We start from the raw sequence: 15,011 nt of genomic DNA on the forward strand, positions 1-15,011 counted from the left end.
TAGCTGATCAAGCCTACAAAGATTGTCTCACGATTTCTTCCAGCGGCGTCAGCGTGCCGATAAGTTTCTTTTAATCGGCAGACGTCCAGTTTCCGGTTGTAGTTGCCAAGCCTATTTAAGTTGTACAGCCCGGCTGTCGTTTGCTAGATTTTAAATATATTAATACCGCTGCTGCTTATTTGGGGGACGGATTACATGGGGCATATGGGGGACACCGGACTTCGAGAATAAGGGCTGGAATCCTCCCGGTGGACCTTTGCGATGATAAACGAATAATAAGTAAGGGCAAGCATCGCTTTTTCTGCGGACAAGCTATAATACTATTGGTCTTTCTTAATGAATCGCGGGGATGCCTTTAATACCTCTTCTGTGGTCCATTCAGCAAAAGCGACCGATCGGATATCGGCATAGCCGAGTGTTTCCAGCTCCTGAAGCAGCCAAGTCTCATCACGGCGGATTGCGGCAAGCCCTTCGGGCTGCGGAACTCCATCTTCGACCAGGCTGCACGACATATGAATCGGGGACGAATGGAGATCGAAATCGCTGCGCTGCACGGTCTCGTACGACGGTTTTTTCAGAATGCTGAGCGCTCCATTCGTTTCATAGACAGCATAAGCCACCTCGCTGACCGAGAAAACATCGCGCTGCCGAAGCATCATACGCAGCTCGTCGAATGCAATGCTGTTGCGGCGCAGCGCGTCAAGATCAATTTCACCGCGGATAATCAGAAGCTCCGGTTTGCCTTCCAAGCTTCTGCGAAAGGGCTTGCTGAACTCCATTATTTTTTCGAATAGATACGAAAGACCCGCCCAAAACGCCAGGGCGAAAATGAGCTTCCAGAACGAAACCTGCCCATCGTAAATCGTATTTCCAACTAGCTCGCTCAATACTAGAGCAGATATAAAATCAAAAGGCGAAAGCTGGGAAATCTCTCTTTTGCCAAGCAGGCGCGTTAAACACCAGAGTCCGGCAAAAGCGATAAACAGCTTAATTACTATGGGCAAGTATTCCTCCATTTCTGTTCCTTCTTCCGCGTTTTTATCATTTAATACCCTTCTTTTGAACAATGTTAACTTTGTTTAGTCATTTCTAATAGAAACGCAAGCGTAAACGGCTGCAGCCGTCCTTTAGCGGCAATAGCTCGTTTCGCGGAGATATATAAGCACGTTCATAAGTGAAAACTTATAAATTCTTTTATATTAAAAAAAAGGCTCTTGTAACTCCTGAAAGTGCCGATGCATATAAAACTAGCTGCTCATATAAATAGAGGAACCAGTCTTTTACTATGAAGGGGCGCTGAGGCATCTATGGGCTGCTGCATCGGACGGATTACAATCGTAAATAACCAAGGCACTATTATATTTGGTAATGTCAAATCCATAGAAGTCAATACGACTTCTTCATCTCAAAGTGATTCATCCGGTTCATCAAGCTCATCGAGCACCGCAGCTGCCGACACAGGTTCCGATGCGGCCGGAGCTGCCGGGGATGCCGCCGAAGCTGCTGCTTTAAATAATAAACGGTCAAAAAATCGGAACAAAAACAAACGGAGTCATTCCGCGGTCGAAGCCTATCGGTATTTTAATCGCAGAAAGCGCAGGCGTAAGCGTAGGCGTTCTTAATTTGCACGGGTACGGCAGTAAAGCGTTTAGAACACCTTCCGATATAAAAAGGAGCTCCCTTGGCGATTGCGCTAAGGAAGCTCCTTTTTTTCAAGTGATTGCATGCAGCTCATACAAGCTGTTGACATTACACCCCACCGTATCGGCTATGGCTATCGCAGCCTTTAGTGGCATAATGCGCTTGTTGTCGATATAGTCGACAATTCGCTCAGGCCTAATGCGGAGTGTCGCCGCAAGCTGCTCCTTCGACATCCCGCATTCCACCAAGCGCTGCTCAAGCAAGCAGCTGCCAAGCTCAATTCTCATCGGATGGCACCCTCCATTAATTGGACGTACAAATCCAGTTTAACCAAGCGTGCCTCACTATACCCTCCGTTCAAAGCTCGAACTCCACCGCTGAACAATCTGCCCGACTAACACCATTCCTGCCTCGTTCCTCCAGCAGCGTATAAATCAGACTCGTTTCCATTCGTTTAGCTGTTTACTTTCTCTTTTTCTTTGGTATAGCGGTTTGTCGGAATCGGCAGGCCTAAATTGCCGCGCAGCGTATCGGATTCATAATCGGTACGATAAATCCCGCGTTCCTGAAGGATCGGAACGACCAGCTCAACAAAATCGTTCAAGCCGCTTGGAATGGATGAATGAATAATGAAGCCGTCCGCAGCGCCTTCTTCATGCCACTGCTGAATGAGATCAGCCACCTTCTCCGGCGTGCCAACAAACTGACCGCGCGGCGTAGCGGATTGAAGCGCAACCTGGCGAAGCGTCAAGTTTTGTTCCTTGGCTGTTTTTTTAATTTTATCCGTGCCGCTGCGGAAGCTATTATGTCCAAGATCCCCAAGCTCAGGGAAAGGCTCATCAAGCGGATATTGCGAGAAATCATGGTGTTCAAAGAAACGTCCCAAATAGTTCAGCGCATTCTCGATCGTAACAAGCCCGGCAAGCTCTTGATACTTACGCTCAGCTTCCTCTTCCGTCCGTCCGATAATCGGCCCAATACCCGGAAGAATGACAATATCGTCAACCGAACGGCCTTCCGCAACCGCGCGGTCCTTCACGTCCTTGTAAAAAGCTTTCGCATCCTCGATGTTTTCATGACCAGTGAAGACCGCATCTGCTGCTTTACCTGCCAGCTTCTTACCGCTCTCCGAGGAGCCCGCTTGGAAAATAACCGGATGCCCTTGCTTCGACCGCGCGATATTAAGCGGACCTTGCACAGAGAAATACTCGCCTTTATGGTCAAGACGGTGCAGCTTGGAAGGATCGAAGAATACGCCCGACTCTTTATCTCTTACAAAAGCATCATCCTCCCATGAATCCCATAATCCGCGCGTAACCTCAAGGTACTCTTCCGCAATTTTATAGCGCTCGTCATGCGTAGGGTGATCCGTTTTGCTAAAATTGCTTGCCGAGCCTTCAAGCGGAGACGTAACCACGTTCCAGCCTGCGCGGCCTCCGCTAATATGGTCAAGCGAGCCAAACTGTCTGGCTACCGTAAACGGTTCGCTATAGGAGCTGGATAGCGTACCGACGAGACCAATTTTAGAGGTAACTGCAGCGAGCGCGGACAATATCGTAATCGGTTCAAAGCGATTTAAGAAATGAGGAATCGATTTTTCATTAATGTATAGACCATCCGCAATAAAAACTAGATCAAACTTACCCGCTTCCGCCTTCTGCGCCTGCTGGGTATAAAATTGAAAATTAACGCTCGCATCTGCCGGCACTTCCGGATGTCGCCATGCCGATACATTTCCTCCTACGCCATGGATCAATGCACCAAACTTAATTTGTTTGCGATTCGCCATAATAAACTACCTCCCGATTTACATTGGTTTGTTGCCCGACTTCTGCCAATACGTTTATCCCATTTCCCATATCTCATATCTCATATCTCATATCTCATATCTCATATCTCAAATCTCAAAGCTGGTAGCTTAACTGCAGCAACGTCGCTCCAGCGTTTTGCCGACAAGCCTTACAGTGTACTTTCTGCAACAGAATCTACCACAAACCGAACCTAACGAGTCTACATTGCACTTTGTACAACAGAATGAGCATCCAAGCCTGCAGAACGGGCAGTTTACGGCTTTTCTACTGCAAAAACTGCAATGTAACCGGTCAAATGTTCTCCCTGTGAGTTTTCTGTTGTAAAAAGTGCAATATAGCCTGTTTGTCCTTCATCTCATTGAGGTTTCTGCCGCAATAACCAATTGAGGAACCTGCTACAATAGCACCCTATAACCCGTTTATGCGTTTGCCCTATAAGGTTCCTGTTGTAAAAGATGCAATAGCCTGTTCGTCCTTCGTCTCATTGAGGTTTCTGCCGCAATAACCAATTGAGGAACCTGCTGCAATAGCACCCTATAACCGGTTTATGCGTTCGCCCTATAAGGTTCCTGTTGTAAAAAGTGCAATATAGCCTGTTCGTCCTTCATTTCATTGAGGTTTCTGCCGCAATAACCAATTGAGGAACCTGCTACAATAGCACCCTATAACCCCGGTTTATGCGTTCTCCCTTATGAGGTTCCTTTTGTAAAAAGTGCAATATAGCTAGTTGAACCTTCGTCTCATTGAGGTTTCTGCTGCAATAACCAATTGAGAAAACTGCTACAATAGCACCTATAACCCGTTTATGCGTTCGCCCTATGAGGCACCTGCTAAAAAAGTACAACTCAGCTGCTTAATCTCCCAACCGTACGAAGCTCCTGCTGCACACAATGCAGCAAAGCCTGCCGTGTGCTCCTCCGCTATTGCACCTGCAGCAAAGGAGCTTCGTTCAACAAAAGCCGGTAGCTCTTCACGAGCGTTTCCCCGTTTTTCAAATCCTTATCAAACGCACGCTCAAAACCAAGCCGCTCATACAGCCTAACGGCCGAATCCATCATATCCGAGGTATGGAGATGCAGCGTAGCGGCGCCCCAATCTCTTGCCAGCTTAGCGCTGGCGCGAATAAGCTCGGTCGCAACGCCGTAGCCGCGCGCTTTCTTCGATACGGCAAGCAACCGGATGATCGGTGAATGAATATTCAGGTCAGGCAAGCCGTAAGCCGCTTCCGAGGAATCGAACAGGAACACACTCCCGACGACCTCCCCATTCAGCACCGCGACCAGCCGCGCCTTTGTAGCTGCGCCATCAACAGCCGCAAGGATGCTTTCTTTATACTGTTTCCAGGCCGGCTCGGGCAGCTCCAGTTCATATTGCCCATAAGCATCGAGCAGCACCTCCCGGGTCGCCTCGTGATCCGTCAGCTCGGCCCCCCGTATAACCACTGCATTTTCTGGCATGCATCTTCACCCGCTCTTTCTGAAAATAATAGCAGCCGCTTTACAGTCTAAATTGCGCAGCTGGAGTTAAGCGATCCTGATTCGCCCTGCTTAATCCTGCGAATTTGCGCCAAGTGAACTTGAACATGCGCGACAAAGGCCGGTACGATAGCAGCTATCGCTACGGGCTCGCCTTTAAAGTTAATGCCTGCTTTGCTCCATTCCTCAACCGTCAGACGATTAAACAGCAAACTGTTATATTGAACGAGCGCCCTTGCGGCTGTCAGAATATCTTTCGCATCACCCTCGTTTGCCTTCTGGCCGGATACCCATGCATCTTGGTTGAATAAAGGCAATTCCACTTCGGATCCTGCCAATATTTCACGTACGCGGAAGGATACCACAATACTGTGATCCACAAGATGCGTGAGGACCTCCGTTACGCTCCATGATTCAGGAGCAGCTTTCCATTTCAGCTGTTCATCCGTTAATCCTTCGATTTCTTTCTCGATCTGATCGTACGCCTGCAAATACGCTTGAACATCGACAGTTGACTGGCTCATGTAAGCTCCTCCTTATGAATGGGGCAAAAGTGTACTTCTTTATTACTTGCTAAACCGGCTAATCTCGAACAATCGAAGATCATAGCCCGTGTCTTTTCTTTCTATTTTGTCAGCCAAAATCTCACCGACCACGCTGGCAAATTTAAAGCCGTGACCGGAAAACCCTCCGGCAAGCAGCACATTGGCATGCTCCGGATGCGAATCAATAATGAAATCTTCGTCAGGAGTAAACTCATATTTGCATACCGCGCTTGCCAAAAGCTTACCCGCTGCTCCCGGTACAAACGCATCGAGAGCGCGGCGCAAGTCTTCCTCATCCTCCGGAAATGCGCCAAACGGAGCAATCGGCTCGCCAGGCAGCCATTCCTCTCCCGTGTCATGCCTGCCAATCTTGATGCCTGCGCCCCCGATACTAGGGAAGCCGTAATATCCGCCTGCCGCTCCTCCCCAGGTGAAGCCGGGAAAAACACCGGCATCAAAGCGCGGCGAGCTCGTTTCAAACCAGCCAACTACCTTGCGAACCGCGCGGATCGGGAGCTTGACATGATTCGATAGCATTTTGAACCAAGCACCGACGGTAATAATGATTTGCGGAGCCGTATAAGCCGCATCCTTCGTATACACGGTGACGCTTGTCGCATCGGCCTTGATGTCTGTAACGAAAGTATCCGTGAGCAGCTCAGCTCCGGCTGCCAGCGCCTGCTGCTTGTAAGCAGCTACACATTTCTCGCTGTACAGGTAGCCTGCATTCGGCTCATACATGCCTTGGAACGAATCGTCCAGCTGAATGCCGGGAAAACGCCGGTTAATCTCAGCCGCTTGCAGCAGCTCGACCTGCACGCCGTTCGCAACCGCATCATTCAGCCTGCCTTCGTAATTGTAAAAGCTCGTCTCCGCCATGTTCAGCACGCCGGATCTCTCCAGCAGCTTTTGTCCGGTTGCCTGCTCTAGTGCTAGCCACCTTTCGTCCGCGCGCAGCGCCATCTTCACATACGTATCGCCGCCGTGGTAAGCATGCCTGATCAGACGAGGCTCGCCATGATGGCTTCCATTGTTATGCGGTGGATTAAAGGCATCGATGAGCAGCGTCCTGGCACCGCGCGCTGCCAGCTCAAAGCCTGCGCTCATCCCCATCGAGCCTGCCCCTACGACGATGACATCATATGATTTCGGAATGCTGTCGTCCTCCTTGCGTACGCTCAGCCGCCAGCTTGCGCAAAGCGTCCGAAGCCAGTTTGGCAAAGAACGTAGCTGCGATCGGCAAAGCCTTCTCATCCAAATCAAAGGCTGGATGATGCCACTCCTGCGGTCCTGCCGTGCCGAGAAATACGAACAGTCCATCCGTTTCTTTCAAATAGAAAGCAAAATCCTCGCCTGCAGGTGAAGGGATCGGCTCCACGACGGTAAACCCCGCCGCTTCGGCAGTCACTGTCGCTTGATCCGCCCATTTCTGATCATTCACGACCGCCGGCGGGCCTTCAATCCATTTCACATGCGCCTTTGTTGCAAAAGCTGAAGCTACGCCATTCACAACCTGCTCGAGGCGCTCGCGCACGGTTAATCGTACCTGCTCGTCAAACGTGCGGAGCGTGCCGTCAAATACCGCCTTATCGGAAATAATATTCCATGCCGTACCCGCATGCAGCCGCGTCACGCTAACGACCGCGCTGTCCAGCGCACTCACATTGCGGCTTACGATCGACTGCAGCGCCGTAATGATATGCGCCGCTGTCACGATCGGATCAAGGCCTGCCTCAGGCACCGCCGCATGGCTGCCGCGCCCTTCCACCTCAACAATGAAACCATCTGCCGCAGCCATAAGCGGGCCGCCCTTGATGCCAATGGTTCCGACCGGCAGATCAGGCTTATTATGCATGCCGAATACCGCATCCACGCCTGCAAGCGCTCCGCTTGCGATGAGCAGCCCCGCTCCCTTTGCTTTCTCTTCAGCAGGCTGGAATAGAAATCTTACAGTGCCCTGCAGCTCCTGCTCCCGCTCCTTTAATAGAAATGCGGTGCCGAGAATCGAAGCGGTATGGAAATCATGGCCGCAGGCATGCATTTTTCCCGGTATTTTGGAAGCAAACGGCAGCCCCGTCTCCTCTTGGATCGGCAGCGCGTCTATATCCGCCCGAACGGCAACGGTCGGTCCGCCATGTAGACCGCCAACCTCCGCGATTACCCCCGTTTTCAGTCCATGCTCTACGATCCGAATGCCAGCTTCAGTCAACCAGCCAATAATGGCGGCTGTCGTTTCAAATTCCTCATGGGACAGCTCGGGATGTTCATGAAGCTGCCTGCGAATAGCTACAAGTTGCTGCTCTATCGATTCTGCCGAGAAGTCGCTCATACTAATTCCCCTTCAAAGGCTTCCTTCAGCAGTTCAAAGGAACGAATGCGTTTCGCGAAATCAGGAATAATTGTCGTAAAGACGAATTCATCCACGCCGTATTGCTCTTGGATCTCCAGCAGTCGTTTTCGAACCGTTTCCTTGGTGCCTCTCGTAATATCCGCTTCCCGCTCTTCGGCAGTGTATTCCTCGCCTGCTTGCCGAGCGAACTCCTTTGCTTGCTCAAGCGATCCCACATTAACGGTTTTGCCGCTTGCCAGCGTAACTCTCACGCTTTTAAAATGCCCGGCTAATGCATTCGCTTCCTCCTCTGAATCGGAAGCGATAACGGACAAAGCCAAAATGGTTTTCGGCTCTCCGCCAAGCGTGCGGTTAAAGTTATTCCGGTACGTCTCGATCGCTTTCCGGGCCGTATCCGGATCATTATTAATAAATAAGGCAAAAGCATACGGATAACCCTTCTCCGCGGCCAGCTCCGCGCTTGAAACACTCGTGCCGAGCAAATAAATATCAGCCGGGTGAACAGGTAATGGACTTGCTTCTAAACCGGCAAGCGGATGCTCCGCTCCAGTCGGAGCAATGAGCAGCTGCTCCAGCTCCGTCAGCTTTTCTGCCAAGGTCGCCGCTTCCGCTACGCCCTTCTGCAAAGCTTTTGTCGAACGCGGCAGCCCTCCTGGTGCACGCCCGATCCCGAGCTCTACCCGGCCAGGTGCCAAGGAAGCCAGCACGTTGAAATTTTCCGCTACTTTATAAGGGCTGTAGTGCTGCAGCATTACGCCGCCTGAACCGATACGTATGGATTTGGTTTGAGCCAGCAAATAAGCGATAAGTACCTCCGGCGAGGAGCCTGCCATGCCTGGGGAATCATGATGCTCCGATACCCAGAAGCGTTCGAAGCCCAGCGTTTCCGCGAACTGCGCTAGCTTAACTGTATTTCCTAAAGCTTCTGAAGCTGTCTGCCCGGGGAAAATAATGCTTTGATCCAGAATGCCAAATTTGAGTGACATATTGATTTGCTCCTCTATGCGTTAGATGGAATAAACACCTTCCGGTGTGATTCGCTTCAAAAATTGCTTCGTCCGTTCTTCCTTCGGATAATTAAAAATCTCGTTCGGCTTGCCTTCTTCGACAATGACGCCGCCGTCCATGAACACCACATGGCTGGCTACATCCTGCGCAAAGCCCATTTCATGCGTCACGATAATCATCGTGATGCCTTCCTTCGCAATTTTGCGAATAACGCCTAGCACCTCGCCAACAAGCTCCGGATCAAGCGCCGAGGTTGGCTCATCGAACAGGATTACCTCCGGATTCAGCGCCAGCGCACGGGCAATGCCAACGCGCTGCTGTTGTCCCCCGGAGAGCTCGCTTGGGTAGGCATCCAGCTTATTGCCGAGCCCGACTTTCTCCAGCAGCTCCACGCTTCTTTTGCGGGCCTCATCCTTCGGTATTTTCTTAACGATGACGAGCCCTTCCATGACGTTCTCGACGGCCGTCTTATGCTTGAATAAATTATACTGCTGAAACACCATCGCGCTCTTCTGGCGAAGCGTATGAATATCTTTTTTATCCGGACGTTTGCAGTTGACCGAAAAATCATCAATGGAGATTTGGCCGTCATTCGGCTTCTCCAAGTAATTGATGCAGCGCAGAAGCGTCGTTTTGCCGGAGCCGCTAGGTCCGAGTATGGCCACGACCTCGCCTTTCTCTACGGTAAGATCGATGCCTTTCAGCACCTCATTGCGTCCAAAGCTCTTCCTAATCTGTGTCAGCTTAATCATGAGACACCGCCTCTGTTGTAAAGGTTAAAGCGCTTCTCGGCTAATGCGGTCAGACGCTCGATGATAAAGGTCAATCCCCAGAAAATGATGGCTGCTGCCAAATAAGCCTCAAAAAACTTCCAGTTCGTCGTCGCGACGATTTGCGCTTTCGCGTTAATTTCCACGACCGATACGGTAAAGGCCAGTGTTGACCCATGCAGCATTCCAATAACCATGTTCGATAAGTTCGGCAAACTTGCCGCAAAGGCTTGCGGTAAAATAATTCTTCGCATCGCCTGCGAGGTCGTCATGCCGACTGAGTAAGCCGCTTCGATTTGTCCGCGGTTGACGGCCAGCAAGCCCGATCTCACTACCTCTGACATATATGCGCCGGCCGTGATGGAGAATGATACATAAGCGAACCCAATCATTGGAATGGAGACCGATCGAAAGGATAGTCCCAAGGCACCGGCCACAGCGTCGACGATAATCGGCAGCCCGAAATAGATAAGCAATAAATGCGTCAGCATCGGCGTACCGCGGATAAAGGTGACATAAGAAGCCGCGATCGGATAAAGGACAGGCACCTTGTAAAGCCGTATAACCGCTACGGTGGTACCAATGATGAGGCCGCAGAAAACGGAAACGGCCGTTATCGCGAGTGCCGTCGGCACAGCGGTTAGCAGCTGAAGAAAAGCCGTCCATATAAATGCAAAATCAAGCTTCATTTTCCCGTCCCCCTCTGCCAAAGCCCGGTCCTATTGCGAGCCACCTTGCTTTCCCTTTTTTCAAACGAGGTTCTTTATCCTCAGACGCTATACGGCGTTCATGCTTTAACAGCTTGTGTTCAATGAAATGGAACAGCTTCTCAAGTCCAAAGCTGATTATAAAATAGATGATTGCGAGTGAAATGTACGTTTCAACGAAATGCCTGGACATCACGGCGAGCGTTTGCGACTTGCCGGTCAATTCCATAATGCCTAACGAAAAAGCAAGCGAGGTGTCCTTCAGGTTCGCGATGACTAGATTGGCAAATACCGGAACCGATATCGCCATGGCTTGTGGAAGGACGATCCGCGTAAAGGCTTGAAACCCTGTCATGCCTACCGAGTAAGCCGCTTCAACCTGCCCGCGGTCCACCGCTCCTACAGCAGCGCGAATCATTTCCGCCATATAGGCTCCGCTGTGCAGGGCGTAGGTGAGGATGACAAAATATAAGGCCGGCACCTTTGCGACATCTACGTGAACGAGCTTCAATATTTCAGGAAGACCATAATAAAACAAAAACAGCTGAATCAAGATCGGCGTGCCTCTGAAAAAGGAGAGATACACCTGAGAAAAACGTCTTAAAATCGGAATCTTATAAAGCTGGGGAAGGGCGACGATAAACCCGACGCCCAGCCCGATTACGATGGAACTCACCACAATAAGAAGAGTGACTTTCAAGGTAGGCAGCAGCTTTACTAGATATTCGAACACATAACTGATATCAAATGGTTCTCCCATCCAGCCATCTCACCTTTCACCCGCGTTTATTTTTCTTCGGAAGTAAAGTCGTTGCCTAACCATTCAGAACTAAGCTTTGCAAGCGTACCGTCGGCTTTAAGCTCTTTAATCGCTCCGTCAACCGCGTCGGAAAGTTTCTTTTGCTCCGGATCATCTTTACGGAACATGAACAAAATGTCTGCTTCGCTAAGCGCCGGTCCTACTGCTTTAAGCTCTTGCTTTGAATCGATAAGCGATAGCGTGAAGTCGGCTGCCAAAAATGCGTCCACGCGGCCGGAGGTTACTTGTGCTACGGAATCGTTAGCTCCGCCGTTTTGGTACACGATTTCAATGGCGTTATTGTTTTCTTTGTTATAGTTTTCAAGAATGGTCGATTGCGCGCTCGTTGCCGTCGTCAACACTTTTTTGCCTTTTAGATCATCAAGCGTTTGAACGGAATCATTGTCCTTTGCGACGATAATTTTGTTTCTCCAGTGCGCGTACGGCTCCGTGTTAAACAAATACTTTTGCTCGCGTTCCGGATTTTTCTCCATTTCATGAGCAACCAGGTCGATTTTTTTCGTTTCCAAGCTCAGCAGAAGGTTTGTAAATTCAAGCGTTTGGATGTCAAATTCGTAGTCGGCCAGACGTTTATCGATTTCTCTAACCAACTCAACATCGAAGCCGGTTAGCTTACCGTTCTCGTCAATAAAGCAAACGTTAGGGAATTGTGTCCCCGTGCCTACGACGATCTTTGTTACTTCTTTCGAGGCATTTCCGCTTGCTGCTTCCGCATCGGCGCCAGTGTTGTTTTTGTTGCTGCCGCAGCCTGCAAGAGTTAGTGCCATAACGATTGCGATTGATAAAAAGAAAGCTTTTTTCATTTTCTTTTCCCCCAATGTATGATGTAATTCGAATCCTTATAATTCCTACCTGTTAAGTAAGGATTAACGTTGAATTCACTTTACCACCTGAATATAGAATTCGTCAATCCTAATTCTTATAGAGATCTTCTATAAGTAAATCGATTTGTCTGATCGGTGGTTTCGGCAATAAAAAACCGCTGCTTCAGAAGGAGCAGCGGATGAACATATTTAATCACACTATTTCAATCGGCTTTACTGACAATCTAATTTTACCATGAGTGCAGCTCTTCGGATAATAGAGCATTTCTATAAAAGCTTTCAATTTACCGATAAGCCCAGCTTCATCTCAGCTAACTGCTTTCCTATCTCTGTAATTGCGTCAAGAAACGCGAGATGCTCTCCGTGATGCGAAATGAGATTGGTTTGCAAGGAAATGCCTTCCGTCTCCGGAACACGGATCTGATAAAGCTTCCCTTCGCGTATTTCCTGCTGGGCGCATAAATCGGGGAGAAAACCGATGCCCGCCTTTTGGATGACCAGCTTCTTAGCCAGCTCAGAATTGTCTGTTTGAATTTGAATATTGGGCGGCATGTCGAGATGCTCGAAAATACGGTGGATGCGCAGCCAATCTAAAGAGCCGCACTCAAAAAATACGAGCGGCTGCTCAGCAATCGCTTCGATCGTCACGCTCTCCGTCCTTAAAAAAGGATGCCCGTCATAGGCATACAGCCGGATCGGATCCTCATAGAACTTCGTCGATTGCAGGCTGGGATGGTTCACGTTGCGAACAAAACCAATATCGACTTCCTTGCCTAGCACCTTATTCATAATTTCATCCGTCGTGCTGGTTACGATTTTATATTGCGTATTCGGAAACCTTTGCTTCAAGCGAGGCAATAAATCCGGAATGACATAATTGGAGACGGATACGGTACAGCCAATTCGGAACTCGTCGGGAGACGACTTCTTCTGATTGATATGAAGCTTGCCCTTCTGATAGATAAGCAGCAGCTGCTGCGCGTAGGGCAAAAACCGCTTCCCATCCTCCGTTATTTGTATCTGTTTTCCCTGCCGGTCGAACAGCTTGCAATCAAGCTCCTGTTCAAGCGATTTAATTCTAGCCGTTACGGAAGGCTGCGATAAATACAACGCGTCTGCTGCTTTATTAAAACTGCCGCAATGAATGACGTAGACGAATGCTTCGATATTTTCAATATTGATCTCCTTCACCCCCTCAATCCATTTAAACCAACTAATCCAATAAGAATTTATTAGTTTAAAAATAACAAATGAGAGGGCTGGCTGTCAAATCGTCTTCAAAGCAGCATGCCGCATTTTTCTAGTGCTGCTGCGATCATTGCCACGCACGGCGGTACCGTGTCATGCTCCGTATCCGCTGCTAAATCTCCTAAGGGATTAAACGAAAAAATACCCCTTACGGGGTATCTAGCGGACTTTTATTTAGGCCAATGCAGAGAAGAATGAGCTGGAATTATCCGACTGCTGTTATTCTACAGTCATAATAATTTCTTCATACTTCTCGTCAAAAGAAATCCGCAGCGATTTATTTTCTAAATACCACAAGTTATCTTCCTCTATAAAATACGTTATGCCATCTATGTCCTCGCGAAGTCCAATGCTTCTTGGCTCATCCTTGGTGACGCCAAGCGAAAGCCCTGGATGAACACTGCCGCAGCCGCCCAAACGGACATAGATGCGAATCGAGTCACCAACGGTCAAACCCATTTCCTGCTTATACCAGCGAGCCGCTGACTGCTCTACCACTAAATTCATCGCGGTCATCTCCTTCCACTACCTATTCTATTCCATCATTACGAATATGCGAACCGATGTCAACACTAACAAATTTACAAATATGTTCAGTGAAAATAAAGGATGATAAGAATTAATCCAATACCTCAACAAGAAAAACTTTGTTAGCAAATCCGCCTCTTTCAGAAGCCTTCTTCAATCGCATAGTCTCTGCATTTTCGAGGCTAACTCCGTGAATTGAAGCATAAGCATGGATTACCTCTAGCACGTCTGCTAGTTCTTCAGTTGCATCCTCCACATTCGCTGCCTCTATATACTCTAAAACTTCTTCATCTAATTTCTTTCGTAACTCTACTGCATATTTCTCGTTGTCTAAAATTTCGTAAATACATTTTTCTCCTTTAGACTCGATTATTTGTGGAATCCCATCACGCACCAATTTTTTATACAACGTCATTTGTCCTCACCTCATCATTACTTATAACCTCTCAGATAGTATAACTATAGCAATTATCCGTTACCGCGCAAACCTGCCTAATAAGCAATGGATCCTTCAAGAACTTTCTTAACTAATTTGGCCCCTGCTGCATTTCCTTAGAAAATTCCGGCAGTGCCGGCATTCTAAACACAACCTCCGCAGCATTGTTCCACATTAGCAAATCCCAGCTTTGGTGCTTACATATTCTACTGCACTTTCTACAACAAAAACCTGACGTAGCACCCGACCACATGAGCTACAATGCAGTAAGTACAACAGAATTCTCCCAACACGCCCTAAAATTGCTCCATGACGCAGTTTCATTGCAGAAACTGCTTTGTAGTGAGATAAATGGCGATTTAGCACGGATTACATTGTAGAAACTGCAGCGTAGGAGGCGAGATAGATTGGTGGCTGATTAGAGGTAGTTTGATGGTTGATTAGAGGTAGTTTGATGGTTGATTGGAGCTTGATTAGGGGTAGTTTGATGGTTGATTGGTGGTAGTTTCGTGGTTGTTTGGTGGTTGATTGGTGGCTGATTGATGCTTGATTGATGGTTGATTGATGGTTGATTGATGCTTGATTGATGGTTGATTGATGCTTGATTGATGGTTGATTGGTACTTGATTAGAGGTAGTTTGGTGGTTGATTGATGCTTGATTGATGGTAGTTTGGTGCTTGATTGGAGGTAGTTTGGTGGTTGATTAGAGGTGGATTGGAGAAGAAGCAGCAAAGGGATGAACATAACTATCGTCCATTATTCCAGTTGTTTTATATAGTAAGGGATGCAGGAGCTGCTTTGTAATCATTCCGCCTATGTCCCTTATCCTTCCCCAAAATACAAGAAT

16 protein-coding genes are annotated in these 15,011 nt (G+C 48.6%); all 16 read right to left on the reverse strand.

Features of this window, described 5'->3' with window-relative positions:
• Positions 1-320: 320 nt before the first annotated feature.
• Positions 321-1,004, reverse strand: a complete 684-nt coding sequence (locus tag AC1DLI_RS20430; protein WP_477605855.1) for a DUF421 domain-containing protein — start codon at positions 1,002-1,004, stop codon at positions 321-323.
• Between the two features lie 401 nt (positions 1,005-1,405).
• Positions 1,406-1,546: a hypothetical protein gene (locus AC1DLI_RS20435; protein ID WP_477605857.1), complete on the reverse strand. Its 141-nt coding sequence runs from the start codon at positions 1,544-1,546 to the stop codon at positions 1,406-1,408.
• 166 nt (positions 1,547-1,712) lie between these two features.
• Positions 1,713-1,928, reverse strand: a complete 216-nt coding sequence (locus AC1DLI_RS20440) for a helix-turn-helix domain-containing protein (RefSeq protein ID WP_477605859.1) — start codon at positions 1,926-1,928, stop codon at positions 1,713-1,715.
• A 167-nt stretch (positions 1,929-2,095) separates the two neighbouring features.
• Positions 2,096-3,430, reverse strand: a complete 1,335-nt coding sequence (locus tag AC1DLI_RS20445; RefSeq protein ID WP_477605861.1) for an LLM class flavin-dependent oxidoreductase — start codon at positions 3,428-3,430, stop codon at positions 2,096-2,098.
• A 942-nt stretch (positions 3,431-4,372) separates the two neighbouring features.
• The gene (locus AC1DLI_RS20450; RefSeq protein WP_477605863.1) at positions 4,373-4,909 is read right to left on the reverse strand and encodes a GNAT family N-acetyltransferase; all 537 of its coding nucleotides are present in this window, start codon (positions 4,907-4,909) and stop codon (positions 4,373-4,375) included.
• A 47-nt stretch (positions 4,910-4,956) separates the two neighbouring features.
• Positions 4,957-5,451: a DinB family protein gene (locus AC1DLI_RS20455; RefSeq protein ID WP_477605865.1), complete on the reverse strand. Its 495-nt coding sequence runs from the start codon at positions 5,449-5,451 to the stop codon at positions 4,957-4,959.
• A 42-nt stretch (positions 5,452-5,493) separates the two neighbouring features.
• Positions 5,494-6,627 (reverse strand): N-methyl-L-tryptophan oxidase, encoded by a 1,134-nt coding sequence (gene solA / locus AC1DLI_RS20460; RefSeq protein ID WP_477606118.1) that lies wholly within the window; start codon positions 6,625-6,627, stop codon positions 5,494-5,496.
• Entirely contained in the window at positions 6,611-7,801 is a 1,191-nt protein-coding gene (locus AC1DLI_RS20465) for an amidohydrolase (protein ID WP_477605867.1), read from the reverse strand. The genes solA and AC1DLI_RS20465 overlap by 17 nt, the downstream gene beginning before the upstream one ends.
• Positions 7,798-8,808 carry an LLM class flavin-dependent oxidoreductase gene (locus AC1DLI_RS20470; protein ID WP_477605869.1) on the reverse strand — a complete coding sequence of 337 codons (1,011 nt, stop codon included), beginning with the start codon at positions 8,806-8,808 and terminating at the stop codon, positions 7,798-7,800. The genes AC1DLI_RS20465 and AC1DLI_RS20470 overlap by 4 nt, the downstream gene beginning before the upstream one ends.
• A 21-nt stretch (positions 8,809-8,829) precedes the next feature.
• Positions 8,830-9,582 carry an amino acid ABC transporter ATP-binding protein gene (locus AC1DLI_RS20475; RefSeq protein WP_477605871.1) on the reverse strand — a complete coding sequence of 251 codons (753 nt, stop codon included), beginning with the start codon at positions 9,580-9,582 and terminating at the stop codon, positions 8,830-8,832.
• Positions 9,579-10,289, reverse strand: a complete 711-nt coding sequence (locus AC1DLI_RS20480; protein ID WP_364146129.1) for an amino acid ABC transporter permease — start codon at positions 10,287-10,289, stop codon at positions 9,579-9,581. Before AC1DLI_RS20480 ends, AC1DLI_RS20475 begins: the two co-directional genes overlap by 4 nt.
• Entirely contained in the window at positions 10,279-11,067 is a 789-nt protein-coding gene (locus AC1DLI_RS20485; RefSeq protein ID WP_308998106.1) for an amino acid ABC transporter permease, read from the reverse strand. The genes AC1DLI_RS20480 and AC1DLI_RS20485 overlap by 11 nt, the downstream gene beginning before the upstream one ends.
• Before the next feature lie 26 nt (positions 11,068-11,093).
• Positions 11,094-11,930, reverse strand: a complete 837-nt coding sequence (locus tag AC1DLI_RS20490) for a transporter substrate-binding domain-containing protein (RefSeq protein WP_477605874.1) — start codon at positions 11,928-11,930, stop codon at positions 11,094-11,096.
• 300 nt (positions 11,931-12,230) lie between these two features.
• Positions 12,231-13,133 carry a LysR family transcriptional regulator gene (locus AC1DLI_RS20495; protein WP_477606120.1) on the reverse strand — a complete coding sequence of 301 codons (903 nt, stop codon included), beginning with the start codon at positions 13,131-13,133 and terminating at the stop codon, positions 12,231-12,233.
• A 285-nt stretch (positions 13,134-13,418) separates the two neighbouring features.
• Positions 13,419-13,706, reverse strand: a complete 288-nt coding sequence (locus AC1DLI_RS20500) for a HesB/YadR/YfhF family protein (RefSeq protein ID WP_477605876.1) — start codon at positions 13,704-13,706, stop codon at positions 13,419-13,421.
• A 112-nt stretch (positions 13,707-13,818) separates the two neighbouring features.
• Positions 13,819-14,142 (reverse strand): MazG nucleotide pyrophosphohydrolase domain-containing protein, encoded by a 324-nt coding sequence (locus AC1DLI_RS20505; protein WP_477605878.1) that lies wholly within the window; start codon positions 14,140-14,142, stop codon positions 13,819-13,821.
• Positions 14,143-15,011: the final 869 nt, after the last annotated feature.

The organism is Paenibacillus sp. 01T443 (assembly GCF_056398325.1).

Bases quoted from the DNA above. Each gene is read 5' to 3' on its own strand.
- AC1DLI_RS20440 (WP_477605859.1), bottom strand. From the start codon at position 1,928: ATGAGAATTGAGCTTGGCAGCTGCTTGCTTGAGCAGCGCTTGGTGGAA.
- AC1DLI_RS20445 (WP_477605861.1), bottom strand. From the start codon at position 3,430: ATGGCGAATCGCAAACAAATTAAGTTTGGTGCATTGATCCATGGCGTA.
- AC1DLI_RS20450 (WP_477605863.1), bottom strand. From the start codon at position 4,909: ATGCCAGAAAATGCAGTGGTTATACGGGGGGCCGAGCTGACGGATCAC.
- AC1DLI_RS20455 (WP_477605865.1), bottom strand. From the start codon at position 5,451: ATGAGCCAGTCAACTGTCGATGTTCAAGCGTATTTGCAGGCGTACGAT.
- AC1DLI_RS20465 (WP_477605867.1), bottom strand. From the start codon at position 7,801: ATGAGCGACTTCTCGGCAGAATCGATAGAGCAGCAACTTGTAGCTATT.
- AC1DLI_RS20470 (WP_477605869.1), bottom strand. From the start codon at position 8,808: ATGTCACTCAAATTTGGCATTCTGGATCAAAGCATTATTTTCCCCGGG.
- AC1DLI_RS20475 (WP_477605871.1), bottom strand. From the start codon at position 9,582: ATGATTAAGCTGACACAGATTAGGAAGAGCTTTGGACGCAATGAGGTG.
- AC1DLI_RS20480 (WP_364146129.1), bottom strand. From the start codon at position 10,289: ATGAAGCTTGATTTTGCATTTATATGGACGGCTTTTCTTCAGCTGCTA.
- AC1DLI_RS20485 (WP_308998106.1), bottom strand. From the start codon at position 11,067: ATGGGAGAACCATTTGATATCAGTTATGTGTTCGAATATCTAGTAAAG.
- AC1DLI_RS20490 (WP_477605874.1), bottom strand. From the start codon at position 11,930: ATGAAAAAAGCTTTCTTTTTATCAATCGCAATCGTTATGGCACTAACT.
- AC1DLI_RS20500 (WP_477605876.1), bottom strand. From the start codon at position 13,706: ATGAATTTAGTGGTAGAGCAGTCAGCGGCTCGCTGGTATAAGCAGGAA.
- AC1DLI_RS20505 (WP_477605878.1), bottom strand. From the start codon at position 14,142: ATGACGTTGTATAAAAAATTGGTGCGTGATGGGATTCCACAAATAATC.